Source organism: Streptomyces uncialis (assembly GCF_036250755.1).
GTDB lineage: Bacteria > Actinomycetota > Actinomycetes > Streptomycetales > Streptomycetaceae > Streptomyces > Streptomyces uncialis.
Genome location: NZ_CP109583.1, coordinates 1,652,639 through 1,678,876 on the forward strand (window position 1 = coordinate 1,652,639; position 26,238 = coordinate 1,678,876).

17 protein-coding genes are annotated in these 26,238 nt (G+C 73.7%); 4 read left to right on the top strand and 13 right to left on the bottom strand.

The genetic code is table 11. From position 1 onward, the window contains the following. The first annotated feature begins 110 nt into the window (after nucleotides 1-110). Nucleotides 111-2,567, top strand: a complete 2,457-nt coding sequence (locus OG711_RS06595) for a Tex family protein (RefSeq protein WP_073782394.1) — start codon at nucleotides 111-113, stop codon at nucleotides 2,565-2,567. A 256-nt stretch (nucleotides 2,568-2,823) separates the two neighbouring features. On the opposite strand, the gene OG711_RS06600 is transcribed toward OG711_RS06595, so the two are convergent. The 9 genes from OG711_RS06600 to OG711_RS06640 form a co-directional block, all read right to left on the bottom strand. Then, entirely contained in the window at nucleotides 2,824-4,461 is a 1,638-nt protein-coding gene (locus tag OG711_RS06600) for an ABC-F family ATP-binding cassette domain-containing protein (RefSeq protein ID WP_073782392.1), read from the bottom strand. A gap of 594 nt (nucleotides 4,462-5,055) precedes the next feature. Beyond that, complete coding sequence (locus OG711_RS06605; RefSeq protein WP_266506352.1) at nucleotides 5,056-6,084, bottom strand: oxidoreductase; 1,029 nt, start codon at nucleotides 6,082-6,084, stop codon at nucleotides 5,056-5,058. 751 nt (nucleotides 6,085-6,835) lie between these two features. Next, entirely contained in the window at nucleotides 6,836-8,194 is a 1,359-nt protein-coding gene (locus OG711_RS06610) for a M14 family metallopeptidase (protein ID WP_329558713.1), read from the bottom strand. After that, a complete protein-coding gene (locus OG711_RS06615) occupies nucleotides 8,191-10,437 on the bottom strand; it encodes a Xaa-Pro dipeptidyl-peptidase (protein ID WP_329558714.1) in 2,247 nt (748 codons plus the stop codon). The genes OG711_RS06610 and OG711_RS06615 overlap by 4 nt, the downstream gene beginning before the upstream one ends. 156 nt (nucleotides 10,438-10,593) lie before the next feature. Continuing rightward, entirely contained in the window at nucleotides 10,594-11,526 is a 933-nt protein-coding gene (locus OG711_RS06620) for an oxygenase MpaB family protein (protein WP_329558715.1), read from the bottom strand. Between the two features lie 329 nt (nucleotides 11,527-11,855). Continuing rightward, on the bottom strand, nucleotides 11,856-12,542 hold the full coding sequence (locus OG711_RS06625) for a hypothetical protein (RefSeq protein WP_329558716.1): 687 nt from the start codon (nucleotides 12,540-12,542) through the stop codon (nucleotides 11,856-11,858). Between the two features lie 144 nt (nucleotides 12,543-12,686). Further along, on the bottom strand, nucleotides 12,687-14,939 hold the full coding sequence (locus tag OG711_RS06630) for a 3-hydroxyacyl-CoA dehydrogenase NAD-binding domain-containing protein (RefSeq protein WP_329558717.1): 2,253 nt from the start codon (nucleotides 14,937-14,939) through the stop codon (nucleotides 12,687-12,689). A gap of 64 nt (nucleotides 14,940-15,003) precedes the next feature. Further along, nucleotides 15,004-16,218 carry an acetyl-CoA C-acetyltransferase gene (locus tag OG711_RS06635; protein ID WP_073782385.1) on the bottom strand — a complete coding sequence of 405 codons (1,215 nt, stop codon included), beginning with the start codon at nucleotides 16,216-16,218 and terminating at the stop codon, nucleotides 15,004-15,006. Nucleotides 16,219-16,315: 97 nt separating this feature from the next. Then, nucleotides 16,316-17,593 (bottom strand): CaiB/BaiF CoA transferase family protein, encoded by a 1,278-nt coding sequence (locus OG711_RS06640; RefSeq protein WP_329558718.1) that lies wholly within the window; start codon nucleotides 17,591-17,593, stop codon nucleotides 16,316-16,318. A 436-nt stretch (nucleotides 17,594-18,029) separates the two neighbouring features. Between OG711_RS06640 and OG711_RS06645 the strand changes: the two genes are divergently transcribed. Next, the gene (locus tag OG711_RS06645; protein WP_329558719.1) at nucleotides 18,030-19,229 is read left to right on the top strand and encodes a saccharopine dehydrogenase family protein; all 1,200 of its coding nucleotides are present in this window, start codon (nucleotides 18,030-18,032) and stop codon (nucleotides 19,227-19,229) included. A gap of 134 nt (nucleotides 19,230-19,363) precedes the next feature. Here OG711_RS06645 and OG711_RS06650 read toward each other — a convergent pair whose 3' ends face one another. After that, a complete protein-coding gene (locus tag OG711_RS06650) occupies nucleotides 19,364-20,101 on the bottom strand; it encodes an endonuclease V (RefSeq protein WP_329558720.1) in 738 nt (245 codons plus the stop codon). A 199-nt stretch (nucleotides 20,102-20,300) separates the two neighbouring features. On the opposite strand from OG711_RS06650, the gene OG711_RS06655 reads away from it, so the two are divergent. Continuing rightward, nucleotides 20,301-20,600, top strand: a complete 300-nt coding sequence (locus OG711_RS06655) for a YciI family protein (protein WP_329558721.1) — start codon at nucleotides 20,301-20,303, stop codon at nucleotides 20,598-20,600. 21 nt (nucleotides 20,601-20,621) lie between these two features. On the opposite strand, the gene OG711_RS06660 is transcribed toward OG711_RS06655, so the two are convergent. Continuing rightward, a complete protein-coding gene (locus OG711_RS06660) occupies nucleotides 20,622-21,815 on the bottom strand; it encodes a WD40/YVTN/BNR-like repeat-containing protein (protein ID WP_405674778.1) in 1,194 nt (397 codons plus the stop codon). Between the two features lie 444 nt (nucleotides 21,816-22,259). Here OG711_RS06660 and ssgD point away from each other — a divergent pair, with 444 nt between their 5' ends. Then, nucleotides 22,260-22,673: a spore wall synthesis regulator SsgD gene (ssgD, locus tag OG711_RS06665; protein ID WP_073782379.1), complete on the top strand. Its 414-nt coding sequence runs from the start codon at nucleotides 22,260-22,262 to the stop codon at nucleotides 22,671-22,673. Nucleotides 22,674-23,264: 591 nt separating this feature from the next. Here the strand turns inward: ssgD and OG711_RS06670 are convergent. Then, complete coding sequence (locus OG711_RS06670) at nucleotides 23,265-24,911, bottom strand: purine-cytosine permease family protein (protein WP_073782377.1); 1,647 nt, start codon at nucleotides 24,909-24,911, stop codon at nucleotides 23,265-23,267. Between the two features lie 283 nt (nucleotides 24,912-25,194). Continuing rightward, the gene (locus OG711_RS06675) at nucleotides 25,195-26,106 is read right to left on the bottom strand and encodes a YoaK family protein (protein WP_329558723.1); all 912 of its coding nucleotides are present in this window, start codon (nucleotides 26,104-26,106) and stop codon (nucleotides 25,195-25,197) included. Between the last annotated feature and the right edge of the window lie 132 nt (nucleotides 26,107-26,238).

The following is a 26,238-nucleotide window of genomic DNA, read 5'->3' on the forward strand; positions in this document are numbered from 1 at the left end:
GACCATCACCGTACTCGGTGACCGTGCGTCGCGGGGGCGGGGCGGGGGTGTGGTCGGTATGACCTGCCACAATTGCCGCGCAACCTCATGGGATAAGGCGGTACGGGATCGTGACGACACCCCTCGTAGGGTCCATCGAAGGCAGGATCGCCGAGGAGCTCGGCGTGCGGGAGCGGCAGGTGCGGGCCGCGGTGGAACTGCTCGACGGCGGTTCGACCGTGCCCTTCATCGCCCGGTACCGCAAGGAGGCGACGGAGACGCTCGACGACGCGCAGTTGCGCACGATCGAGGAGCGGCTGCGGTATCTGCGCGAGCTGGAGGACCGGCGCGCGGCGATCCTGGAATCGGTGCGCGAGCAGGGCAAGCTGAGCGACGGGCTGGCGGCGGCGATCCGGGCCGCCGACACCAAGGCGCGGCTGGAGGACATCTACCTCCCGTACAAGCCCAAGCGGCGGACCAAGGCGCAGATCGCCCGCGAGGCGGGCCTCGCCCCGCTCGCGGAGGGCCTGCTCACCGACCCCGGGGTCGAACCGCTGGCCGCGGCCGCCGCGTTCGTGGACGCCGACAAGGGTATCGCCGATCCGCAGGCCGCTCTCGACGGGGCCCGCGCGATCCTGACCGAGCGGTTCTCGGAGGACGCGGACCTGATCGGTGAGCTGCGCGAGCGGATGTGGACGCGGGGCCGTGTCACGGCGAAGGTGCGTACGGGCAAGGAGGAGGCGGGCGCCAAGTTCGCCGACTACTTCGACTTCACGGAGCCGTTCACCGCCCTTCCCTCGCATCGGGTCCTCGCCATGCTGCGCGGTGAGAAGGAGGAGATCCTCGATCTCGTCCTGGAGCCGGAGGAGCCCCGGGACCCGGCGGCGCCACCGGTCCCCACCTCGTACGAGAGCAGCATCGCGCAGCGGTTCGGGGTGAGCGACCGGGGCAGGCCGGGCGACAAGTGGCTGGCGGACACGGTCCGGTGGGCGTGGCGCACCCGTGTGCTCGTCCATCTCGGGATCGATCTGCGGCTGCGGCTGCGGACGGCCGCCGAGGACGAGGCGGTACGGGTCTTCGCGGCGAATCTGCGGGATCTGCTGCTGGCCGCCCCGGCGGGCACCCGTGCGACCCTCGGTCTCGACCCCGGGTTCCGTACCGGGGTGAAGGTCGCGGTGGTCGACGCCACGGGCAAGGTCGTCGCGACGGACGTGATCCATCCGCATGTCCCGCAGAACCGTTGGGACGAGTCGCTGGCCAAGCTGGCGCGCCTCGCGAAGGAGCACGCGGTCGACCTGGTCGCGATCGGCAACGGCACCGCGTCCCGGGAGACCGACAAGCTCGCCGGTGACCTCCTCACCCGCCATCCCGAGCTGGGGCTGACGAAGGTGATGGTGTCCGAGGCGGGCGCGTCGGTGTACTCGGCGTCGGCGTTCGCCTCGCAGGAACTGCCGGGGATGGATGTGTCGCTGCGTGGCGCGGTGTCCATCGCGCGGCGCCTCCAGGACCCGCTGGCGGAGCTGGTGAAGATCGACCCGAAGTCCATCGGGGTGGGCCAGTACCAGCACGACCTGTCCGAGGTGAAGCTGTCGCGTTCGCTGGACGCGGTCGTCGAGGACTGTGTGAACGGCGTGGGCGTGGACGTCAACACGGCCTCGGCGCCGCTGCTGTCCCGGGTGTCGGGTATCGGCTCCGGGCTCGCCGACAACATCGTCGCCCACCGCGACGCGAACGGCCCGTTCCGGTCGCGCAAGGCGCTGAAGGACGTGGCGCGGCTCGGCCCGAAGGCGTACGAGCAGTGCGCGGGCTTCCTGCGCATCCAGGGCGGTGACGATCCGCTGGACGCCTCCAGCGTGCACCCGGAGTCGTATCCGGTGGTCCGGCGGATGGCGAAGGTGTCCGGCGGTGAGGTGGCCGCGCTGATCGGCAACGGCGGCACCCTGCGGTCCCTGCGGCCGGTGGACTTCGTCGACGACACGTTCGGTCTGCCCACGGTGACGGACATCCTGCGCGAGCTGGAGAAGCCGGGCCGGGACCCGAGGCCCGCGTTCCGGACGGCCACCTTCAAGGAGGGCGTCGAGAAACTGTCCGACCTGGAGTCCGGGATGGTCCTGGAGGGCGTCGTCACGAATGTGGCCGCGTTCGGGGCGTTCGTGGACATCGGGGTGCACCAGGACGGGCTCGTCCATGTGTCGGCGATGTCGAAGACGTTCGTGAAGGACCCGCGCGACGTGGTGAAGCCGGGTGATGTCGTCAAGGTGAAGGTCATGGAGATCGACATCCCGCGCAAGCGGATCTCGCTGACGCTGCGTCTGGACGACGAGCCCGCCGCGGATGCCGGGGACGGCTCCGGGCGTGAGCCCCGGGGCCGGGAGCCGCGCGGGGCCGGGGGCGGCAAGCGGGCGCCGCAGCCCCGGCAGGGACAAGGACCGAGCCAGGGTCAGCGGCAGGGGCAGGCGCAAGGGCAGCGTCAAGGGCAGGGACAGGGGCGTGGCGGGTCCGCTCGGCAGGCGCCGCCGCCCGCCAACAGCGCCATGGCCGACGCGCTTCGCCGCGCGGGGCTGGGGAAGGGGCCGTCCGCCCGGTGAGGTGAGCGCCCTGTGAGGTGAGGGGGCGCGGTCCGGCGGGGACGACCGGGCCCGGCGGGGGCGGCTGCGGCCGTTTCCGCCGGGCGGTCGGGCGGGCGGGCGTGCGGTGAGGTCCGTGCCGGGGCCGTTCCACCGCCGAGGGACCGTCCCCGGTGAGGTCCGGGCCGGGGGGCGCCTCGTCGCCGTGCGCACCGGGCGGGCCGCCTCAGCGGTCGCCCGGTGGTCGGACCCGTCCGGGGCGGTGGCCCGGGTGCGGTCAGTGTTCGGTGAGGGTGCCGTCGGCCAGGGCGAGACGGCGGGTCGTGGTGACCGCCTCCAGCATCCGCCGGTCGTGGGTGACCAGCAGGAGGGTGCCCTGGTAGTTGTCGAGGGCGGATTCCAGCTGTTCGATGGCGGGCAGGTCCAGATGGTTCGTCGGCTCGTCCAGGACGAGCAGATTGACGCCCCGGCCCTGGAGCAGGGCGAGGGCCGCCCGGGTCCGCTCCCCCGGTGAGAGGGTCGCCGCCGGGCGCAGCACATGGTCGGACTTCAGGCCGAACTTGGCGAGCAGGGTGCGCACCTCGGCCGGTTCGGTGTCCGGGACCGCCGCGCGGAACGCGTCGAGCAGCGTCTCGGGGCCGTGGAAGAGTCCCCTGGCCTGGTCGACCTCGCCGACGACGACCCCGGGGCCGAGCGCGCTGTGCCCGGCGTCCAGCGGGAGACGGCCGAGGAGCGCCGCGAGCAGGGTGGACTTGCCCGAGCCGTTGGCCCCGGTGACGGCGACCCGGTCCGCCCAGTCGATCTGGAGGTTGACGGGCCCGAAACGGAAGTCCCCGCGCCGTACCTCCGCGTCGCGCAGGGTGGCGACGATCGTGCCGGAGCGGGGCGCGGCGGCGATCTCCATCCGCAGCTCCCATTCCTTGCGCGGCTCCTCGACCTCGTCCAGCCGCTCGATGAGACGTTCGGTCTGCCGGGCCTTGGCGGCCTGCTTCTCGCTGGACTCGGCGCGGGCGCGGCGCAGGAGCTTGTCGTTGTCCGGGGAGTTGCGCAGGGCGTTCTTGACGCCCTTGTCCATCCAGCCCCGCTGGACGCGGGCGCGGGACTCCAGCGCGGACTTCTTGTCGGCGTACTCGTCGTACTCGGCGCGGGCGTGGCGGCGGGCCGTCTCGCGTTCCTCCAGGTAGGCGGCGTAGCCACCGCCGAAGATGCTGACCTGCTGCTGGGTGATGTCGAGTTCGAGGACCTTGGTGACGGTGCGGGTCAGGAACTCGCGGTCGTGGCTGACGAGGACGGTGCCCGCGCGCAGCCCCCGGACGAAGCCTTCGAGCTGTTCCAGTCCGGCGAGGTCGAGGTCGTTGGTGGGCTCGTCCAGCAGGAACACGTCGTAGCGGGACAGCAGCAGCGACGCGAGGCCGGCGCGGGCGGCCTGGCCACCGGAGAGGGTGGTCATCAGCTGGTCGAGGCCGACGCCGAGACCGAGGGACGCGGCGACCTCCTCGGCGCGTTCGTCGAGGTCGGCGCCGCCGAGGGCGAGCCAGCGCTCCAGGCCCACGGAGTAGGCGTCGTCGGCGCCGGGCGCCCCGTCGACCAGCGCCTGGGTCGCCTCGTCCAGGGCGCGCTGCGCCTCGGCGACCCCGGTGCGGCGGGCCAGGAACGCGCGGACCGACTCGCCGGGGCGCCGCTCGGGTTCCTGCGGGAGGTGGCCGACGGTGGCGTGCGGCGGGGACAGCCGCAGTTCGCCCTGTTCGGGGGTGTCGAGGCCCGCGAGCAGGCGGAGCAGCGTCGATTTGCCCGCGCCGTTGGCGCCCACGAGCCCGATCACCTCACCCGGGGCGACGACGAGTTCGAGTCCGGCGAACAGGGAGCGTCCGCCGTGTCCGGCGGCGAGGTCCTTGGCGACGAGCGTGGCGGTCATGGAGGTCCGATCGTTGGGGGCGGTGGAGAGGTCCGGGCGGCCGGGGCGGCGGCCCCGCCCGGACCGGGCACGGTGGCCGGTACGGGAACCGTGGCGCGTACTCGCGGGGAGCCGGTGCCTGAGCCGGGAGCGCGGTCCGTGACCCGTGGTGCGGCGCCCGGCCGGTGCGCTGCTCCGGGGCGGTGCACCGGTGGACCGCCCCGGTGGCTCGGTCCACGCGCCCCGGACACGGTACGCCCCGGAGCGGCGCGAACCACGCCGGGGTGGCGGCCGGACCGGGGTCCTGGCCGGAACCGGCTACCGGAGCCGTGGCCGGGACCGGTTGCCGGAGCCGTGGCCGGGACCGGTTGCCGGAGCCGTGGCCGGGACCGGATACCGAAGTAGTGGCCGGGTCGCGGAAGTGCTCGGGGATCGGGGCGCCCGGGGTGGGGCGGTCCCGGTGATCCGGGCGGTCCGGGCGGTCCGGGCGGTCCGGGCGGGCATCGTCAGGGGTGTCCCGGTGGGGTCACCGCTCCATCGTGGCCTGGCTCATCGCGTCACGCGTCACTCTTCGTCGTCGGGCGGGCCCTGGTGCGCCCCGGGCCGCTGCCGGGGTCATCGCGCGGAGGGCGCGACGAGCACGCTGTCCGTCGTACGTGCCACGAGGAAGGATCTTCCGCGTGATGTCCGGCCGTCAAGCGGGATTCGGTGGTGGCCGGGGCCGAGGACCCCGTCGAAGAGTTCATGGGTGCGGGTGCGGCGGAGCCGGTCGAGCCGGTACGAGAGCAGCCGGACCCGGCAGGTGGACGTGATGTCGACGCCCGCGTCCCCGCCGGTGGTGACCAGATGGGTGAGGCGGCGGCGTTCGGCGGGCGCGGTGTCGAGGGCGTGCTCGATCTGCGCGAGGAGCAGCGGCACGATCGGCGCGAGCCCGTCCACGTAGGCCACCGGCGCGGCCGCCCGTTCGAACGCGGCACGTACCAGGGCGCGTTCGGTGGTGTCGATGCCCTGGCCGAAGGCGACGGCGCCGTAGGTGCGCAGTTCGTCGGCGGACACCTCGGCCGCGTCGCGGGTGATCTCGGCGCCGATACCGATGGTGCGCAGGGCGGCGGCGAGCCGGGCCAGGACGGCCACCCGGTCACCGATCAGCAGCACACGGCGCCGTACGGCGCCCGCCGCGTCGGCGATCCGGGCCAGCGCGTCCCGGTACTCGGCTCCCCGGAACCGGAACGGCCCGGTGCCGTGGTAGCCGTTGAAGGCGAGGTCGGCGTGGGCGGATGTCTGCCAGGCGAAGTCGCGCCAGACGTAGTCGTCGGGCGAGGCGGCGTCCCTCTCGATGACGGCCGTGACGGCTCCGCACTCGATGGCCCGGCACTCGGGACAGCCGTAGATCACATAGCGCCCGCCGGGCAGCGGGGCCGGTGCTTCCAGGAGCAGAGAGCGCACCTGTGCGGTGAAGATCGCGGGAGGCACGTCGGAGGCGAGTGGGGAGACGGCGTCCAGATCGGCGAGCCGGAAGAGGAGGGGACGGCCGTCGACGATGAAGTCCACGAAGTCCCGGTGCGCCTGGAACTCGCCGTTGGCGAGCACCCCACCCGCCCGCGTGGCGGGTGCCAGTCCGAAGGTCGCGTACGCGGCAGACATGTCCTGAGTATCCCCAGCGGACACGCTTGGTGAGCACACCGTCACCGCTCCCGGCGCGGTCCGGCCGGAGCCCGGCGGCCCGGACGCCCTGTCGGTGGGACGCGACCGGGCGCGCCGGACCGGTGGTGGCGGCGCACCGGGGGCCGCGCGCGTCCGCCACCGGGGCGGGGGCGACGGAGGCGGCCGGGCGGATCACCTCGTGTGTTGCGGGATGTTCGGGTGCCCCGCCGGGTCGGGCCGCCCGCTCGGGCGGCCGGGCGGGCGCGGAAGCCGTCCGGACCGCGTCCGCCCGTGGTCCGACGGGCGGGGCGGGACGGGCGAACGCATGGTCTAGGGCGTACACCGGGGCCCGGCGCTGGACGGGTGGGAGCGCGGGGACCAAGGCGGAGGGGCCGGGACGCGGCGGCCGGTCGGAGCGGCGGTCGATGCGGACTGCGGGGTGCGGCGGCCGGGTTGCGGCGGACGGTGCGGACTGGGGGTGAGACGGCCGGGGTGCAGGGACCTGTGTGGACCGGGGAGTGAGGCACCCCGGGTGCGGGGGCCGGGGCGGACTGGGGAGCGGGGCGGTCGATGTGGACCTTGGAGTGAAACGGCCCGGGTGCGGGGGCCGGAGTGGGCTGTGGAGCGGGGCGGTCGACGGGGGTGGGCCGGGGCGGGCGGTCGGGGGTGCGCCGCCGCGAGGGATGGGGGCGGTGGTGCGGGCGTGAGGGGTGCGCCGCCCGGGGCGGGGTGGCGCACCCGTGCGGGTGGGTCAGGGGGTGGCGCAGTCGCTCACCGGTTCGGCGGCTGTCAGCCGGTAGGTCGCCCTGGCGTCCAGGAGCAGCGGGACGAGCGCGCGCTGCGACTGCCGCAGCGGTACGAGGACACCGTCACCGTTCGCGCGCACCCGGACCCCGTGCAGCGCCAGTTCGTCACCGAACTCGGCGTACTGGCCGGTGCTGAGGCGGTAGCCGCACGGCGGATCGGCGAGGGTCTCGGCGGGGTCGGCGGGGTCGTTGTCCGCTCCGCCCAGATAGACGGGACCCCGGTCGAGGTGACCCGCCACGCGGGCCGTCCCGGTCGCGGCCTCGATCCGGGCCCGCCGTTCGCCGGTGAAGCGGTACAGCCCGCCGAGCGCGGCGAGCTGGGAGCCGACCCGCCGGCGGTTGTTGACGGCCTCGTCGGTCTGTTCGGCTTCGGTCAGCGGGTCGACCCGGCTCTCGATGAGGAGTCCGACGGAGTGCTTGATGCCGGAGGCGTTGCGCAGGATGCGCTCCTGGCCGTCGCCCGCGACCTGCCGTATCGGCTCGCCGGTGACGGGGTCGGTCCAGATGCCGTACGTACCGGTGGAGTGGCCGGAGCGGTGGGCGGCCGGGCGGACGTACGCCCCGGACAGGGTCCGTGCCTCGCGGTGGACCGCCCGGTCGGTGTTGAGGTTGCGGGGCCAGAGGTCGAACAGGTCCTTGTCGTAGGTGCGGGGGGTGGCTCCGTACTCGTGCAGGTCGTAGACGATGTCGGGCCGGTGGTCGCGGATCACGGCGGCGAGGGCGCGGGCCTCGGCGGTGCGCAGCGCGAGGTGGTCGCGGTTGATGTCGACACCTTGGGAGTTGCCCCGGGTGTCGGCGGCCCGGCCGTCGGGGTTGGCGGTGGGGACGACGAGGAGGTTGGTGCGGGAGAGGAACGCGCGGGTGCGCCGGTCGTCGTCGAGGGCCAGGTCCCGGACGGTGCTCAGACAGGCTTCGCGGCCCGCGGGCTCGTCGCCGTGCTGGCTGCACACCAGCAGCACGGTGGTGGGTGCGGGACGGGGTGCGCCGACCCGGACGAGCCGCAGCGGGCGCCCTTCGGCGGTGGTCCCGATCCGGGACCGGGTGATCCGGTCGGACCGCTCGTCGACCGACGCCAGGAACGTTTCTTCCTCGTCCTGGCCTGTCCAGCGGGCGCCGTCGGACCGTTCGAAGCCGGTCCGGGGCGGGGCGGGGTCGTCGTGGGCCTGGGCGGGCGCGCCGAGCAGCGGCACCGCGAGGGCGGTGGCCGCGGCGATGAGCAGGGCGACGCGCGACCGGTGTCCGGCGCGGGGCACGGGACTCGCGGAGCCCGGCAGGGAGGAAGTGGTGGGGTGCGGTGGGGTCATCGGTGTTCGCCTCCGGGGAGCGGGACGCGGCGGGCGTGGGACGGGGGGCCCACCTGGTCGGGGTCCGTGACGTGCGGGACCGTCACGGCGGGCGTACCCGTGGTGGCGCGGACGAACGCGGAGGCGCCGCCGACGACCGGTACGCGGGCGCTCGTCCGGGTGAGGTCGAGGGTGAGGGTGGGCCGGTCGGCGGGCGGGTCGATGAGGTCCTTGTCGGTGCCCGCGACGATCAGGGCGAGCCGGTGCCCGGCGGGCACGACATGATCGGTCGCGGCGAGCCGGACGGTCAGGGGGTACGCGGTGCCCGGGGTCAGCGGCCGTCCTTCGCGGGCGGAGGCGTGGGTGCCGAGGTCGGCCCAGCCCCGGCTGACGACGGTCGCCGACACCTCGGCCGTGGTGGCGGCGGTCTCGCGGTAGCAGGGGCTGTCGGCCGGGGTGGCCGCGCCCCAGCAGGTGCGGTGCGGGAGGGTGGTGATGCCCTCGCCGCGGTCGCCGTAGTCGCGGATGGTGGCCGGGCCGAGATCGACCAGGACGGCCGTCAGATGCGCGGTGGGCGTGGTCGGGGTGACGGTGACCCGTACCGAGGCGGAGCCGGACAGCCGCAGCTCGCGGCTGAGCGGGCGCGTGGTGAAGCCCGCCTTCTCCGGGGTCGCGGTGTCGATGGCGGCGGCCCAGTCGCTCTCGCCGCGTGCGGGGTCGTCGGTGAAGGTGGCGGTGCCGCGTCCGGGACGCGGCCCGAGGCCGCCGGCGCCCTGGCCGTCGCCCTCGGTGGGGCGCAGGGTCACGTGCTCCGTGGGGCGGGGCGGCCAGTGGCCGCTGGTGGCCCAGCGGTCGGGGGCGCGTTCGATGTCGGCCATGGGTTCACGGTCGATGCCGTTGTCGAGGCCGAGGAGTTCATGGTCGAACCAGCGGTGCAGGGTGTCCACCCAGTCGGCGCGGCGGAAGTCGAAGGGGTCGACGTGCCCGGTCTGGCTGAGCCATATCTTGCGGTCGACGCCCGCTCGCGCGAGGGCGTCCCACCACTGGCCGAAGTGCTGGGAGCGGACGTTGAGGTCCTGCTGGCCGTGGACGACGAAGACACTGGCCCGGACCCGTTCCGCGTCACGGACGTAGTCGCGGTCGTCCCACAGCCCGGTCCAGTCGCCGTTGCGGGGTGCCTCGTCGACGAGTTGCCGTTGCACGGCGGCGCAGCGGGCGCGGGCCTGGGGGGTCTCCACGTAGTCGGACAGCCATTCGGGGCCGGAGTCGTAGAGCGGGGCGCCCTGGGAGAAGTAGTAGTCGTACCAGGACGAGATCGCGGCGATCGGGACGATCGTCTCCAGGCCCTCGACGCCGGTCGCCGCGACACCGTTGGCGATGGTGCCGTCCCAGCTCTTGCCGATCATGCCGGTGCGGCCGTTGGTCCAGTCGGCGCGGGTGCGGACGCCGCCTTCGCGGGTGGTGTAGGCGCGGGCTCGGCCGTTCAGCCAGTCCACCACGGCCTTGGCGGAGGTGATGTCGGAACGTCCGCCGACATCGACGCAGCCGTCGGAGCGGCTGGTCCCGGTGAGGTCGACCGCGGCGAAGGCGTAGCCCCGGGGGACGAAGTAGTTGTCGTAGTACAGCGGGAAGGTGACGGGGTCGCCGTCCGCGTCGTACGCCTTGCGCTGGCCTTCGTTGCCGCGTCCGCAGCAGGCGTAGTAGGGGCTGGCGTCCATGATGACGGGGACGTCCCGGCCCTGGCGGGCCGGTTCGGAGGGGCGCACGATGTCGACGGCGACCCGGTCGGAGCGTCCGTCGTCGTCGAGGTCGAGACGGGTGTCGACCCAGACGGACTCGCGGATCGCGTTCTCGTAGGAGTGGACCGGGCGGCTGGGCGGGGCGGTGGACGCGGCTCCGTCGCTGGGCGGTCTGTCCGTGACCGATCTGTCGGGTGCCGCTCTGTCCGTGGTCGCTCTGTCCGTGAGCAATCCGTCGGAGGCCGCTCCGTCCGTGGTGGGGAGGTCCGGGACGGTGCCGCGCGGGACGGCCGGGGCTGTTTCCCGGTGGGCGGCGGACGCGGGTGCCGGGGCGCTGGGTGGGGCGGCCGTGGCGGTGCCCGTGAGGGGCGGGGTGGCGGTCGCGGTGAGGGCGAGCGCGGTGAGCGTGAGGGTGGCGAGGACGCCGCGGAGCCGTCCTCGGGTCAGGTGCGGTGGGGTGGGGGTACGGGGTCCGGTGTGGGGTTGCTGATGACTGAGGCGTGGGTGACGCTCATGTATCGGCATGCGCGGGAAGGTACTCCTGTCAACTCCCACGCAAAAGAGTGCGGTTCACGCCGCCGTCGTCCCGCTGGACCGGCGGCGGTCCAGCGGGACGACGGGTGGGGGTGCCTGGGGGCCTTGTGAGGGGACCTGTGGGGGCGGTAGGGCGGGTGGGGGCGGCTAGCCGTTCCCCCGCGGTCGGGCGAGTCCGTGGCGGACGCGCGCCGCGTGCGCGGAGGGGAAGTAGCGCAGCCGGGACGGGAGCCGGGGGACCACGGTGCTCACCACCTTGCACAGGAGGCTCAGCCCGCGCTCCTGGCGGGTGGTCCAGGGCAGTCCGAGCACGGCACGCGCCTCGGGCGGCAGGAGGCCGATCGACAGGAAGCGGCGCAGCCGCAGGAACAGCGGGCGCAGCACCGGCCACAGCGCGCGCACCGGTACCCGCAGCAGCCGGGGGCCGAGGTCGAACACGGGCAACGGCGCGTCCGGGTCCAGCAGTTCCCGGGCCACCCGTGTCATCTCCAGCTCCGCGAGGCCCCGGTGGTAGTACGGCCAGAACTCCTCGACGGTGAGCGGGAGTTCCCGTTCGGGGATACCGAGGATCTGTCCGACCTGGCGCCACTCGGCGTACAGCCGCCGTTCCTCGGCGGGGGTGAACGGGCGCCCCCACAGATAGGGGTGGGCATAACGGCTGATGGGGAATCCGGTGGCGTGCACCCAGGCGTAGGTGCGGGCGTGCAGCGCGTGGTAGGGACGGCCGTGGGCGTCGGCGCCGGTGATCGACCGGTGCAGGGCGCGCAGCCGGCGGCCCTCCTCGACGGCTTGCTCACCCCCGTACACCCAGAGCAGGACGGAACGCATGGACCGGACCCCGCGGCCCCACGGGTCCGTCCGGAACGCGGAATGGTCGTCGACACCGGCCCCCACGGCGGGGTGGGCGACCTGGAGGATGAAGGCCGGGGCGAGGGTGATCAGGGTGCGGATGTCACCGATGTCGTTCCACAGGAGTCCTCCGGGCGGAGGGGGCTCGGGGTCGGGGCCGCGCACCGGTCCGTCACCGTGGGTGACGACTCCGGTGGCGGCGGGACGAAAAGACTGGACACGAGATGACATATGTCCAGTATGCGCATGAGAGTGACGGGAGGGGCTGCTGTGACCTCGCGGGCGCCTGTGCTGGTCAGGCGGTTACCGGCCCCCGCACCCTTCGGCCGACAGGGTGATCTCCACGGCGCCGCGTTGACGACGGCCCCGGTGGCGCTGCCCGTACGGTGCGTAGGCGGTGGATGCGGGGGCGGGTTGCGGGGGCGGGCATGACGGGCGGGCGGCCGGTAGGTCTGCGGTCAGCGGTCGGTAGCCGGTCGGGCTTCCCCGGCGGCCGGGGCTCCGGCCGGACCCTGAGGGTGGGACGGCTGCGGTGAGGGTCGGGGTGGCCGCCGGGGTGGTCAGCCGTGCTTCTTGCCGATGACACGTGCACGCTGCCGGACCAGGCGTTCGGCCAGGTCGGAGGCGAGTTCCGCGACGGTGACACGCAGTTCGGCCTCGGCGGCGGCCCGTTCGGCCTCGTCCCGGGACTGGGCGGGCGCGGCCGGGGCCTCCGTCCCGCCGGGGATCGTCCCGGGACGGGTGGCGCCGAAGGTCGGCACACGTTCCTCGCGCGGACCGTCGGACGCACGGGCCTGCCGACGGTCATCGCCCCCGGGGACGGGCCCGCCGCCGCCCCCGGACCCGGCAGCGCGGGCCGCTCCGGCCCGCGCGGGACGAACGTCGCCCACGAAGGTGCCGCCTGCGGAGGCTTCGGAGGCTTCGTCCACGGAGGTGCCGTCCGCCAAGGTGTCGTCCTCGCGGACGCCGTCGAGGAGCGCCGCCGTCTGCGCCCGCTCGCGAGCGGCGCGCGCCCGGATCTCCTCGGCGCGCCGGGCCATGCTCGCCATGCTGCGGCCACCGTCGCCGTACTCGCCGCCGCCATGGTCACCGCTGCCGTCCCCGTCCCCGCCCTCCGCCGCGACGCGGTACGCCTTCGGTACCAGCCGCACCATGGCGACGAGGCCCAACGGGAGGAGAAGCAGTGCGAGGTCGAGCATCGGGCCTCTCGGGTGGAAGGGGCCCAGGTGCGTCGGCAGAAGATCCATGCAGCGGTCCTACCCGCTCATCCGTGCGCAACAACGCGCGTCCGAGGCCGAGTTGACATCGAACGTTCGAACACCTGAGGGCCACGGGAGAGGTCCCGGACGGCCAGGGCCCGGGCGGTGGACCCAGCCGGGACGGACGGCGGCTCACCGGTCCCGGTACGTCTCCCCCCGCCCGGCCCGTTCCACGAGGGACGCGGGCGGGGTGAACCGCTCCCCGTAGCGCTCGGCCAGCTCCCGCGCGCGGGCCACGAAACCGGGCAGTCCGCCTTCGTAGCCGTTGATGTACTGGAGGGCGCCGCCGGTCCAGCCGGGGAAGCCGATGCCGAGCAGGGAGCCGATGTTGGCTTCGGCCACGGACGTGAGGACGCCCTCGTCGAGCAGACGGACCGTGTCGAGGGACTCGGCGAAGAGCATGCGCTCCTGGAGGTCCAGGAACGGCACCTCCGTACCGGGCCGGGTGAAGTGCTCGCGCAGCCCGGGCCACAGACCGTCCCGCTTGCCGTCGGTGTAGTCGTAGAAGCCCGCTCCCCCGCCGCGGCCGGTCCGGCCGAACTCCTCGACCATACGGTCGATGACCGCCTCCGCGGGATGCGGGAGCCAGGTGCCGCCGTTCGCTTCGACGGCCCTCCGGGACTCGTCACGGATCCTCCGGGGCAGGGTCAGCGTGAGCTCGTCCATCAGGGCGAGGACCTTCGCCGGGTATCCGGCCTGGGCCGCCGCCTGTTCCACCGACGCGGGCTCGACGCCCTCGGCGACCATGGCGACGCCCTCGTTGATGAACTTCCCGATGACCCGGGAGGTGAAGAAACCACGGGAGTCGTTGACGACGATCGGGGTCTTGCTGATCTGCCGTACCAGGTCGAAGGCGCGGGCCAGGGTCTCCTCACCGGTCCGTCCGCCCTTGATGATCTCGACCAGGGGCATCTTGTCGACGGGCGAGAAGAAGTGCAGCCCGATGAAGTCGGCGGGGCGTGCCACGCCTTCGGCGAGGGCGGTGATGGGGAGGGTGGAGGTGTTGGAGCAGAGCAGGGCGTCGGGTGCGACGAGGTCCTGGACCTCCTGGAACACCTTCTGCTTGAGGGCGGTGTCCTCGAACACCGCCTCGATGACGGCGTCGCAGCCCGCCGCGTCGGCCGGGTCGGCGGTCGGGGTGATCCGGGCGAGCACGGCGTCGGCCTTCTCGCGGGTGGTGCGCCCCCGGTCCACCGCCTTGTCGCACAGCCGCTCGGAGTAGCCCTTGCCCCGGGCGGCGGCTTCGGCGGTGACGTCCTTCAGGACGACGTCGATGCCCGCGCGGGCGCACGCGTAGGCGATGCCCGCGCCCATCATGCCCGCGCCGAGGACGAGGACCTTGCGTACCTCGCGCGCGGGGATGTCCCCGGGCCTGCCGGTACCGGAGTTGACCGCCTGGAGGTCGAAGAAGAACGCCTGGATCATGTTCTTCGCGGTGCGGCCGGTGACCAGGGAGGTGAAGTAGCGGGCCTCGACGGTCTGAGCGGTCGCGAAGTCGACCTGCGTGCCCTCGACGGCCGCCGCGAGGATGGCGCGGGGCGCCGGGTAGGGGGCGCCGGCCGTCTGCTTGCTGAGCGTGGCGGGGAAGGCGGGCAGGTTCGCGGCGAAGCGGGGGTCGGCCGGGGTCCCGCCCGGGATGCGGTACCCGGGGGTGTCCCAGGGCTGGCGGGACTCGGGGTGCGCGTCGATGAACGCGCGCGCCTTGGCCAGCAGTTCCTCGTGGCTGTCGGCGGTCTCATGGACGAGCGCGGCTTCCAGCGCCCGGCGCGGGGTGTACCGGGTGCCCTGGAGGAGGACCTTCAGCAGGGCGTCCGCGATGCCCAGGAGCCGTACCGTACGGGTCACCCCACCGGCTCCGGGGAGCAGGCCCAGGGTGACCTCCGGCAGGCCGACCACCGTACCGGGGGCGTCGAGGGCGATCCGGTGGTGGCAGGCGAGCGCGATCTCGTAGCCGCCGCCCAGCGCGGCGCCGTTGACCGCGGCGACCACGGGCACGCCCAGGGTCTCGACGCGGCGCAGATCGCGCTTGACCGCCATGGAGCTGTCGAAGATCCGCCGCGCGTCCTCGGGGCCCGCCTGGATCAGCTCCCGGAGGTCACCGCCCGCGAAGAAGGTCTTCTTGGCGGAGGTGACGATCACGCCGCGCACGGTGTCGCGGAGGGATTCCAGACGGTCGGCGACGACGGCCAGGGATGCCTGGAACTCCGCGTTCATGGTGTTGGCGGAGTGGCGGGGGTCGTCCAGGACGAGGGTCACGACACCGGTGTCGTCCTGTTCCCAGCGGATGGTGTCCGCGGCCACCGCGGTGCGCGGCTCGTGCGGATCGGGCGATACGGGGGCGGCGGACGCGGAGTCGGTGGACGCGGGGGCGGTGGGCTCGCTCATGGTGTGACTGCTCCGTTGGGGCGGCGGCTGGGGTCGGGGACGCTACGGGGGGGCGGGTGGGCCGTCAGACGCGTTCGACGACGGTCGCGATGCCCATGCCGCCGCCCACGCACAGGGTGGCGAGGCCGTAGCGCTTGTCCTGGCGCTCCAGTTCGTCGACGAGGGTGCCGAGGATCATCGCGCCGGTGGCGCCCAGCGGGTGGCCGAGCGCGATGGCGCCGCCGTTGACGTTGACCTTGTCGAGGGACAGGTCCATGTCCCGGGCGAACCGCAGCACGACGGCGGCGAACGCCTCGTTGATCTCGACCAGGTCGATGTCGTCCATGGTCAGCCCGGCCTTGGCGAGGGCCTTGCGGGTGGCGGGGGCGGGGCCGGTGAGCATGATGGTGGGCTCGGAGCCGGAGACCGCGGCGGACACGATCCGCGCGCGCGGGCGCAGCCCGTACCGCTCCCCCACCGCGCGGGAGCCGACGGCGACGAGGGCCGCGCCGTCCACGATGCCGGAGGAGTTGCCCGCGTGGTGGACATGGTCGATCCGCTCGACCCAGTGGTACTTCTGGAGGGCCACCGCGTCGAAGCCGCCGAGGTCCCCGATGTCCGCGAAGGACGGCTTCAGCCGGGCGAGGGAGTCGGCGGTCGTACCGGGCCGGGGATGCTCGTCGTGGTCCAGGACGACGAGGCCCGCGCGGTCGGTCACCGGGACGACGGAACGGTCGAAGCGCCCGTCCTTGCGGGCCGCCGCCGCGCGTTCCTGCGAGAGGGCCGCGTACTCGTCCACGTCGCGGCGCGAGAATCCCTCGATCGTGGCGATGAGGTCGGCGCCGATGCCCTGGGGCACGAAGCCGGTGGCGTGATTGGTCATCGGGTCCGCGAACCAGGCGCCGCCGTCCGACGCCATCGGCACCCGGGACATCGACTCGACGCCGCCCGCGAGGACCAGGTCCTCCCAGCCCGAGCGGACCTTCATCGCGGCGAGGTTGACCGCCTCCAGCCCGGAGGCACAGAAGCGGTTCTCCTGGACGCCCGCGACGGTGTCGGGCAGTCCGGCGGCGATCGCGGAGATCCGCGCGATGTCCGAGCCCTGGTCACCGACCGGGCCGACGACACCGAGCACGATGTCGTCGATCGCGGCCGGGTCGAGGCCGGGGAAACGGGCGCGCAGCTCGTGGATCAGGCCGACCACGAGGTCGATGGGCTTGGTGCCGTGCAGGGCGCCGTCCGCCTTGCCGCGACCGCGCGGGGTGCGGATCGCGTCGTACACGAATGCTTCGGTGGTCACGCGTGAACCTTTCGGTGAGGGTCGGCCGAACGGGCGGGGGGCCGCGCGAGGCGCGGGGCGGGGCGGATCAGCGGGCGGATCACGGGGTGCGCGGGCATCACCGGCCGTCCCCGGCGAGGTCCCGTGGGGGTACCGCGGCGAGATCCTCCGGAGGTGCCGCGAGGTCCGGGGCGTCCTGGGGTGTCGTGAAGCCCTGGGCGTTCTGCGGTGTCGCGCGGCCCGGGGGGTCCTGCGGTGTCGTGAGGTCGGGCAGGTCCCAGTCGCGGGCCACCTCGGCGGTGTCGGCACCGGGGCGTGCGGGGCTCCGGCGGATGGCGCCGGGAGTGGCCGAGAAGCGGGGCGCGGGCGCGGGCTGGGTGACCCCTTCGTGGACGGTGAAGGTGCCCCGGGCGGCGAGATGCGGATGCCCGGGAGCCTCACGCAGCGACAGCACGGGCGCCACGCACGCGTCGGAGTCCGCGAACACCCGCGTCCACCACGCGCGCGTGCCGGTCGCGAAGCGGGCCGCGACGGCCGCCCGCAGCTCGTCCCAGCGGGCCGGGTCCTCGCGCGGGGGCGCGGTCGCGGTGAGGCCGAGGAGCGCCAGGAACTCATCGTAGAAGCGCTGTTCCAGGGCGCCCACGGCCATATGGCCGCCGTCGGAGGTCGGATAGCAGCCGTAGAAGGGGGAGCCGCCGTCGAGGAGGTTGACGCCCCGGCGGTCCTGCCAGTGTCCGGCGGCGGCCAGGCCGTGGATCAGGGTGGTGAGATGCGCGGTGCCGTCGACGATCGCGGCGTCCACGACCTGGCCGGTGCCGGTCGTCCGCGCGTGGTGCAGGGCCGCGAGGAGTCCGACGACCAGGTAGAGCGAGCCGCCCGCGTAGTCCCCCAGGAGGTTGGCCGGAGGTGTGGGCGGCTGGTCGGGGCGGCCGATCATGCCGAGCGCGCCCGTGACGGCGATGTAGCTGATGTCGTGGCCCGCGCGCGGGGCGAGCGGGCCGCTCTGGCCCCAGCCGGTCATCCGCCCGTAGACGAGCCGGGGGTTGCGCGCGTGGCACTCCTTGGGCCCGACCCCGAGACGCTCGGCGACACCGGGTCGGTAGCCCTCGATGAGGAGGTCCGCCCGGCCCGCCAGACCGAGGACCCGCTCCGGGCCGCCCGGGGCCTTGAGGTCCACCAGGACGGAGCGCTTGCCGCGGTTGGTCGGATCGTGCTCGGGGGCGACGGAGTGGCCCGGGCCGCCGGGACGGTCGACCCGGACGACATCGGCGCCGAGATCGGCCAGCAGCATGCCGGCGAACGGCCCCGGACCGATACCCGCCAGCTCCACGACCCGCACCCCCGCGAGGGGGCCGCCCTGCGCGGGCGTACGGGGCGGTTCCTGTGTCCCGCTCATCGAGCTCCCTTGTCCATGACCCGACCGGATCTACGACATGACTGGATCTGCGTGACCAGGTCTGCGCGACAGGTCTGCATGGCTTGCATGACCAGGTCCGCGTGACTGGCTCCGACACGACCGGTGCGAACAGAAGTGATGCTAGGAACGGGTCGCGGGCCGCACAAGAGAAGAACGAGCAAGCGCTTGGAAATGTGCCCGGCAAAGCACTTCCATGATGGTCCGGCGGCGGGCCCCGCCGCCTGTGACACGAGCCGTCCGCACGCCGGTGCACCCGCTCGGCCCGGCCGTCCGGACGCGTGGGCGCACCCCAGGGCGGACCACCGGCCCGGCCGTGCGCGAGGTGCTCACCGCGGTCGCCCTGGTCACCCGCGGGCCCGCACACGCTAGCCTCAGCCACCGACAACGGCGCGGGCGTCACGGCTGAGAGGTTGCCATGAGCAGGCTGGGCAAGGCAGATCGCACGGACCGGTCCTACGACATCGTCCTCTTCGGCGCCACCGGGTTCGTGGGCGCGCTGACCGCGGAGTACCTCGCCGCGCACGCGCCCGAGGGCCTGCGGTGGGCCATCGCGGGCCGGGACGCGGAGAGACTGCGGCGGTTGCACGGGGAACTGGCGGCCGTCTTCCCGGCCGCCGCCGGGGCGGGGGTGATCGAGGCGTCCGCCGACGATCCCGGCTCCCTGCGCGAACTCGCCCGCCACGCGCGCGTGGTGGCGACCACGGTCGGGCCGTATCTCACGCTGGGGCAGGAACTGGTGGCCGCGTGCGCCGACGAGGGCACCGACTATCTGGACCTCACCGGGGAGCCCGAATTCGTGGACCTCACGTATGTGCGGCACGACGCACGCGCGCGGGAGACGGGGGCGCGTCTGGTGCACTCGGCCGGGTTCGACTCGGTCCCGCACGATCTGGGAGTGCTCTTCACCGTCGGACAGCTGCCGCCGGACGTCCCGTTGCGTGTCGACGGGTACGTCAGCGCGCGCGGGATGTTCTCCGGGGGCACGTTCGCGTCGATCGTCGGCCAGTCAGCGCGCGGGCGGCGGATGGCGGCGGCCGCGCGGGACCGCAGACGGCATGAGCCGCGGAGCGTGGGAAGGCGGGCCTACTCGGCGATCGGCGGACCCCGGTTCGCCAAGGAGGTCGGCGCCTGGGCGCTGCCCCTGCCCACGATCGACGCACAGGTGGTACAGCGGTCGGCGCGGGCGCTGGAGCGGTACGGTCCCGACTTCCGTTACCGCGAGTACGCGGCGGTCCGTCATCTGCCCGTGGCGGTGGGCGGGGTGGCCGCGCTGACGGCCCTGTTCACCGTGGCGCAGGTGCCGTCCGTGCGACGGCAGCTGTCGAGGCTGGTGCGCCCCGGTGAGGGGCCGGACGCGGCCCGCCGGGCGCGCAGCTGGTTCTCGGTGCGGTTCGTCGGGGAGGGCGGCGGCAGACGGGTCTTCACCGAGGTCTCGGGCGGGGACCCGGGCTACGGCGAGACCTCGAAGATGCTCGCCGAGGCCGCGATGAGCCTCGCCCTGGACGACTTGCCCGCCACCTCGGGTCAGGTGACCACGGCCGTGGCGATGGGCGACGCGCTGACGAAACGGCTGCGCGCGGCCGGGATCACCTTCCGGGTGGCCGACACCCGCTAGCCCGGCCCGGTCACCGGGGGTGGCGCCGGGCACGCGCCACAGGCACGGCCGGGCCCGGTTCCCGCAGGCACGGCCGGGCCCGGTTCCGCGCCGGTCGGTGTGCCGCGGCGCCCCTTGGGCGGATGAGGGGCCGGTCAGGGGCGTCCGGCCGTGAGCTCGGACAGGGCCCTGCGGCACAGGGAGTCCGCGTGCCGGGTGGTCTCCGGGAGGCGGTACCGGGGCGTCAGGGCCAGGGTGTGGGCCACCGCGTTGGGAAGGGTGACCCGGTGGCCGACCGACACGTACACGGGTTTGACCCCGGGCCGGGTGCGCAGCGCGGCGCCGACCTGTTCCGAGTCCGCGAGCAGCGGGGACCACGCCCCGCGCGTGGGAGGCGGTTCCTCGTACGTGAACGTGAACGGGTTCTTCGCGACACCGATCGTGGGGAGCCCGGTGAGGACACCGAGATGGCTGGCGAGCCCGAAGCGGCGGGGATGGGCGAGCCCGTAACCGTCACAGACGACGATCCCCGGGTCGACGCTCAGCGCCTCCAGGGCGGCGAGCACGGTCGGGATCTCACGGAACGCGAGGAGTCCGGAGACGTACGGGAAGGACACCGTGCCGACGGCGGTGGCCTCTTCGACCACCTCCAGGGTGACGCGGTCGAGGACGACCGCCGCGGCGACGACGAGGTCGCGGCTGTCGTCGTACGCCACGTCCACGCCGGTGGCGTGTCCGGTGCCGGGAGGCGGTCCCGGTTCGTCCAGGACGACGCGGGCGCGCAGTTCGTCCTGGACGGCGCGCGCCCGGTCCTCGGTGACGGGCCAGTCGTCGGGCGGCGGCGGGGCCGGTACGGGGGTGGGGTGCGGTACGGGGTGCGGTGCGGGCTTCATGGTGACGCCGAGGGTAGTGCGGGGCGCCTCCGCGCGGCTGGCGTCACCCTGATTCGCCGTGCCGTCCCGGGCGGGCGACGGCACCGGCACCGGCACCGGCACCGTGCGGGTCCGCAAGTCCTGCCATACGTCCTGCCGGGTCCTCCGCGCCGGGAACCCCTCGGCCGTTCGGGACGGCGGGGATGGGTAGGGTCGGGGTGTGTTCGTGCTGGAGTTGACCTATACCGTGCCCGTCGACGCTGTGGACGTGGCCCTGGACGCCCATATCCGCTGGCTGGACGAGCAGTACGCGGCAGGCGTGTTCCTCGCGTCCGGGCGGAAGAATCCCCGGGACGGCGGGGTGATCCTGGCGGTCGGTGACGACCGCGCGCGGATCGAGACGGTCGTCGCGGCCGACCCGTATGTGACGGCCGGGTTCTGCGCGTACCGGATCACGGAGTTCGCGATGACGAAGACCGTGCCCGAGCTGGCCGCCTATCAGGAGCCCCAGCGGCCCTGACGTACGCCGGGCCACGGCCGGTCAGCGGGTGAGCCGGGCCACCCGGCCCTTCTCACCGGATGCCCAGCAGCCGCCGTCCGGGGCGCAGTCGACGGTGTCGTAGGAGCCGGTGTCCATCGGCCGCCAGGTCCGGCCGCCGTCCGTGGTGAGGTCGGTGCCGGTCGGGCCGACCGCGAGCGCGGTGTGCCGGGAGCCGACGCGGTGCGCCCACGGGGCGGGCAGCCAGACGGCGCCCGAGCGGTACGCGGGCGGGGGACGGTCCGCCGGCCGCCAGGAACGTCCGCCGTCCCGGGTCGTCGCCGCGGCGTCCGGGGAGGGCTGACCGGTGCGGTAGTCGCCGCCGACGGCGATGCCTTGGGCGCGGTCGCGGTCACGGTCCCTGCCGCGGTCACGGTCGCGCTCCCTGTCGCTGCTGTCGCTGTCGCTGTCTCGGAAGGCGAGCGCGAACACCCCGCGCGCGGGATCGCCCGCCGGGAGGGACAGTTCCGTGGCCCGCCAGGTGTGGCCACGGTCCGTGGAACGCAGCACCCGCGCGCGTGCGCCGCCGCCCGTCGCCAGCCACACGTCCCGGGAGCCGGAGGTGACCAGGCACTGGCCACTGGCCGCGAACCCCGCCTCCCCGGGCAGGGCGGGCGGCATGCCCGCGTCGGGCAGCACCCGCCAGGAGCGTCCGCCGTCCCGGGTGGACACGATGCGGTACTTGCCGTCGACCGGGTCGCTCATCGCCAGTCCGCGGCGGTCGTCGAAGAACGCCACGCAGTCGTAGAAGGCTCGGGGGTCGGTGTTGCGGAAGACCTCCGTCCAGGTGGCGCCGCCGTCCTCGGTGCGCAGCATCCGGGACGCCTCGCCCTCACCGATCGCGAGGACCACCGCCCGACGGGCGTCGAACGCCTCGATGTCACGGAACTCCAGGTCGGCCGTCCCGGGCGGGGACACCGTCCGCCAGTGCGCACCGCCGTCGGTGGTGCGCAGCACGGTGCCCCGGGAGCCCGCCGCCCACGCGGTGCGCCGGTCCACGGCCGCGAGCCCCCGCAGCCGGACGGTGACACCGCTGTCCTGGGAGCGCCAGCCGGGCGGACGCGGCTGACCGGTGCCCAGGGTGTCGGCGGCCTCGGACTCGGACACGGACACGGTGGGGACCGGGGCCGGGGTCCGGGGAGCGGGGGCTTCCGAGGCGTGCGCGGGGACGGCCGACGCCAGAGCGGTGAGGGCCACCGCGAGCAGCCGGGCGGTGCGGCGGGCGGCGCTGGGGCGGCGGCCCGCCGGGTCTGTGCCGGGGCCGGTGGAGATGACGTGGCCGTGGCCGTGGCCGTGGCCGTCGCTGTGGCTGTGGCTGTGGACGGTGTCGGTACCGGTGTCGTGCTTCCGGGTCGTCGGGACCGTACGCCTCTTGTTCCCCAAGCGCCTCATGGCGGGCGAAGCTAGTGCCTGGGGCGGAGGCCGTCCAGAGGGCCCGCGCCGGGCCGAACCTCCCCCCGGGCGGCGGGAGAAGGGGTCCGCAGGTGTCCGGAGTCCCACGAGCGGGCAGCCGTGACAGAGGTCACTCACCGTTCGGGTCACGGATCGGGGCGCTCCGGCGTCTCTTCTGATGTCCGGGGATTCAGTGGGGCCGACCGTGCCACTGGGCCGACAGCCGTCGCCGTCACGAGGGAGCAGGCGTTGTCCATCGTCATCGAGCAAGCCGTGGAGGCGCGCTTGGTCGCCGCCGCGCCGCGCATGGCCACCATCCCGGCCGTTCTGCGGTACGAGCAGGACGACCCCTTCGCGGTCCGTATGACCTTCCCCGCGCCCTCGACGCTGGAAGGCGTCGATGTGTGCTGGACGTTCGCGCGGGAGCTGCTCGCCGCCGGGATGGAGGAGGCCGTCGGCCAGGGCGATGTACGGGTCCGGCCGTACGGGTTCGACCGTACGGTGATGGAGTTCCACGCGCCCGAGGGCACCGCAATCGTGCATGTCCGCAGTGGTGAGCTGCGCCGGTTCCTGGAGCGGACCGACGCGGCGGTGCCCACGGGGCGCGAGTCGCTGTACCTCGATCTGGACCAGGACCTCGCGGATCTGATGCGCGACGCATGAGCCCGGGGGCGGGCGGGGCTGGGGGTGCTCCTCCTTGGCCCACTGTTCCTGTGTGGGCCTTGTCGGGCGCCCCCAGGGTCCCCTGTGCTGGGCGCGATTGTTCCCGTGCGGGTCGTTCGGTGGTTTTGCGCGGTTCCTCGCGCCCCTGAGGTTCCTTGTGCTGGGCGTACTTGTTCCTGTTGAGGTTGCTCGGGGGTGCGCAGTTCCTCGCGCCCCTGGGTACTCGGTTCTGGGCGCACTTGTTCCCGTGCGGGTCGCTCGTGGGTGCGCGGTTCCTCGCGCCCCTGAGGTTCCCTGTGCTGGGCCTACTTGTTCCTGCTGAGGTCGCTCGGGGGTGCGCAGTTCCCCGCGCCCCTGGGTACTCGGTTCTGGGCGTAGTTGTTCACGCGCGGGTCGCTCGGTGGATTTGCGCGGTTCCTCGCGCCCCTGAGGTTCCCTGTGCTGGGCCTACTTGTTCCTGTGCGGTCGCTCGGGGGTGCGTAGTTCCTCGCGCCCCTGGGTACTCGGTTCTGGGCGTAGTTGTTCCCGTGCGGGTCGCTGGTGACGAGAACGGGCCGGGCTCTGGTCGAGCGCGGCCCGGGTCTCGTTCGGTCAGCGTTGGGGGGTCGGCTCGCGGAGTCGGGGGCCGGAGACCGGGCCGCCGGAGAGGGTGGCCGCCTCCGCCAGTGCGGCTCTGCGGAAGGTTCTGCTGCGGCCCGCGCAGTCCGCGCAGATCGCCGGAGCGCCCTCCGCGGACGGATCACGGTCCATCTCCGCCGCGATGTACGAGTGGTCGCAGCGGTGGCAGCGGACCCGGGCCTGCCAGATGTCGTCGACCTCGTCGCGCGGGTCGTGGGCCCGGCGGAGCACCGGGGAGCGGGTGGTGCGGGTGGCGAGCCAGTAGAGGCCGACGCTCAGGACCAGGGTCACCGGTGACGACCAGGTCGTGCCGAAGGTCCCCGTGAACTCCAGGACGAGGATGCCCGTCAGGGACGAGATCATCCACACCACCGCGCCCGGCGCGAACGTGGCGACCCGCCCCGGCCGGAACTCCGGCAGCCCGTCCCGGTCGCCGTCACGGTGCAGCGCAAGATGCGTCAGCATGATGCCGACCCAGGCGACGACGAACGCGCCCTGCCAGGCCAGCGCGGTGAGCACATAGCTCAGTACGTCGGTGAGCATGATCAGATACGTCACGACGCTCGCCACCGCGAGAGCCGCCACTCGTGGCACCCGGATGTGGAAGAGCCGGGCGACCACGGCCTCCACATTGGTGGACGCCACGTAGTAGTTGGCGGTGTTGATACGGGACTGGGTCAGCCAGACGACCCCGAGTCCCCACACGCCCATCAGCGCGACGATGGTGTCACCGATGGCCGTCTCTGTCGGCATCCCGGCGGCGCCCGCCGCGAGGACCAGGAAGATACCGATCAGGCCGTTGACGAAGTACACGAAGAAGTAGAACACCGGGCCGAAGGTGACGACGCTGTGGAAGCCCGCGTCCTTCGGCTTGCCGAACCGGCCGAAGTCGACGGTGTACATCATGAAGACGAAGACGCCCATGTAGACGAAGAAGGCGTACAGCCAGCCCGGGGCACCGAGGTCCGGGACGAGGTCCGGGGTGTGGGTGAACCAGCCGGACGGCTTGTACTCCCGCGCGGCGAGGATCACGGCGATGATGAGGCCGGTCCAGTACAGCGGCAGCAGCGCCCCGTTGAACTTGTCGAGCCAGCGGCGTACCCCGCCGACGGCCATGGGCACATTGGTGAGGATCGAGACCGCGTACCAGAACTCGATGCTCAGCGCCCCGGTGTACGCGTGCAGGGCGTGCGCGATCACCGAGCCCTCGAAGACGGCGTAGTAGATCGCGGTCGCGGCGAGCACGAGCGGCGCGAGCACCGAACCGATGTACCCGAAGACGCGCTGCGAGAGCAGGGCCACGGTCAGCCCGGTGCGGGCCGCGTATCGCGAGAAGACGTAGTTGACCGTGCCGAACACGGCGACCGCGAGCAGGATGCCGATCAGGGTGTCGACGGTCCCCACGGTCACGGCCAGGGTCGCGGCGGTGACCAGGTAGAACATGCCACTGACGAGCGCGTACCAGGCCATGGTCAGCGAGAGCCGGCCGCTGCGCCAGGTCAGCGGGACGATATGCGTGGAGTAGTCCTCGTTGGCGGCCTCCTTGACGACGCGGGGGTCATCGGTGAAGGAGACGTCCAGTGGTACGGGGGCGGAGACATCCGGGCGTGGAGCGGTCACGGGAAGTCCTAGGGAACGGCCGCCTGGGGGGAGAGCGGGGCGGGGGCGCCGTACGACGCGTCCCCGCACCGGGGCGGACACCGCGCGGAACGGGAAGCGCGGGGCGGGCCCGGTGGTGCGGGCTGCGGACGGGTGACGACGCGGGGGCTGCTTGGTCGGCCCCGAGGCTTCCGGCGGGATGACCTCGTCCGGTCAAGGTGTGCGCCGCCACCCCGCCTTGTCAACGGTTCGACCGAAGAAGTGAGCTCACGCAACGAAAAACATGGGTCAATCGGTCAAGTTACTACGGATTTCGTCGCACCTGATGCAGCCGTGTGCCCAGTACGAGGGTCAGCGCGACCAGGGCGGCGGGCAGCACGGCGGCGGTGATCGGCGCGTACCGCAGCAGGAGCGCTCCGGCGAGTGCGCCGACCACCAGGGCGAGCAGCACCGCCAGCCGGCGCGGGACGTGCCGGGCGGACCCGTGCGCGGCGGACTCGGCGATCGATGTGAGGGTGCCCGTGACGAAGGTGGTGGTGATCCCGGCGAGCGCGACCCGCCGCGCGCACGCGGTCTGCACCCCCATGGCGAGCGCCGACAGGGCGACGAGCGCCACGTCCCACTCCTCGGACGGCTCGGCGTCCACGGCGGCCCAGCCCGCGAGGAACGCCACCTGGCAGAGCAGACCGACCGTCAGGGTCAGGGTGATCCGCCGGGGCCACAGGGCGCCCGCCGGAAGGTCGCGGGTCACCCGGAACGCCAGCACCAGCCCGGCGGCGAAGGCGAGGGTGGCCGCCGCCGCGCGGGCCACATGCAGATCGGCGCCGTGCGAGCCCGCGATCCCGAGCAGGACGAGATTGCCGGTCATGTTCGCGGTGAAGACTCCGCCGAGACCGAGGTAGGCCAGGGCGTCGGTGGCCCCCGCCGCCACGGTGAGCAGCAGCGCGAGCGCGTCGGCGAGCCGCTGCCGTCCGGCGGTGGCGGGCAGCACGGACGCGGTGTCCGGGACGGTGCCCGGTGCCGTTCCCTGCGCTGCGTCCGGCCCCGCGTCCGGTCCGGAGCCCTCGGGGGCGGACCCCGAGGAATCGTCGCGGCTGTCGACCCCGGCAGATCCCGTGGGGCCCGTGGGGTCTTCGGGGTTCCTGGGACCGGCGGCGTCGGCGTGGTCCTGGGGGCCGGGGAGGTCGTCGGGGGGACCGCTCGGCTGGTTTCGCATCATGCCGTTCCTCGGGTTTCGGGGCCCGTACCCCCGGCGCGCTGGCGGCCGAAGGGGTTGACATACGGGAAAAGGTGCCCAAACAATAAGCCCACTTGGTCGGACCATCTGACTATCTCGGCCCACCGGCAG

Excerpts from the sequence above, each read along its gene's own strand:
- OG711_RS06600 (WP_073782392.1), bottom strand. The coding sequence starts at position 4,461 with ATGACCGCCACGCTCGTCGCCAAGGACCTCGCCGCCGGACACGGCGGA.
- OG711_RS06605 (WP_266506352.1), bottom strand. The coding sequence starts at position 6,084 with ATGTCTGCCGCGTACGCGACCTTCGGACTGGCACCCGCCACGCGGGCG.
- OG711_RS06610 (WP_329558713.1), bottom strand. The coding sequence starts at position 8,194 with ATGACCCCACCGCACCCCACCACTTCCTCCCTGCCGGGCTCCGCGAGT.
- OG711_RS06615 (WP_329558714.1), bottom strand. The coding sequence starts at position 10,437 with ATGCCGATACATGAGCGTCACCCACGCCTCAGTCATCAGCAACCCCAC.
- OG711_RS06620 (WP_329558715.1), bottom strand. The coding sequence starts at position 11,526 with ATGTCATCTCGTGTCCAGTCTTTTCGTCCCGCCGCCACCGGAGTCGTC.
- OG711_RS06625 (WP_329558716.1), bottom strand. The coding sequence starts at position 12,542 with ATGGATCTTCTGCCGACGCACCTGGGCCCCTTCCACCCGAGAGGCCCG.
- OG711_RS06630 (WP_329558717.1), bottom strand. The coding sequence starts at position 14,939 with ATGAGCGAGCCCACCGCCCCCGCGTCCACCGACTCCGCGTCCGCCGCC.
- OG711_RS06640 (WP_329558718.1), bottom strand. The coding sequence starts at position 17,593 with ATGAGCGGGACACAGGAACCGCCCCGTACGCCCGCGCAGGGCGGCCCC.
- OG711_RS06645 (WP_329558719.1), top strand. The coding sequence starts at position 18,030 with ATGAGCAGGCTGGGCAAGGCAGATCGCACGGACCGGTCCTACGACATC.
- OG711_RS06650 (WP_329558720.1), bottom strand. The coding sequence starts at position 20,101 with ATGAAGCCCGCACCGCACCCCGTACCGCACCCCACCCCCGTACCGGCC.
- OG711_RS06675 (WP_329558723.1), bottom strand. The coding sequence starts at position 26,106 with ATGCGAAACCAGCCGAGCGGTCCCCCCGACGACCTCCCCGGCCCCCAG.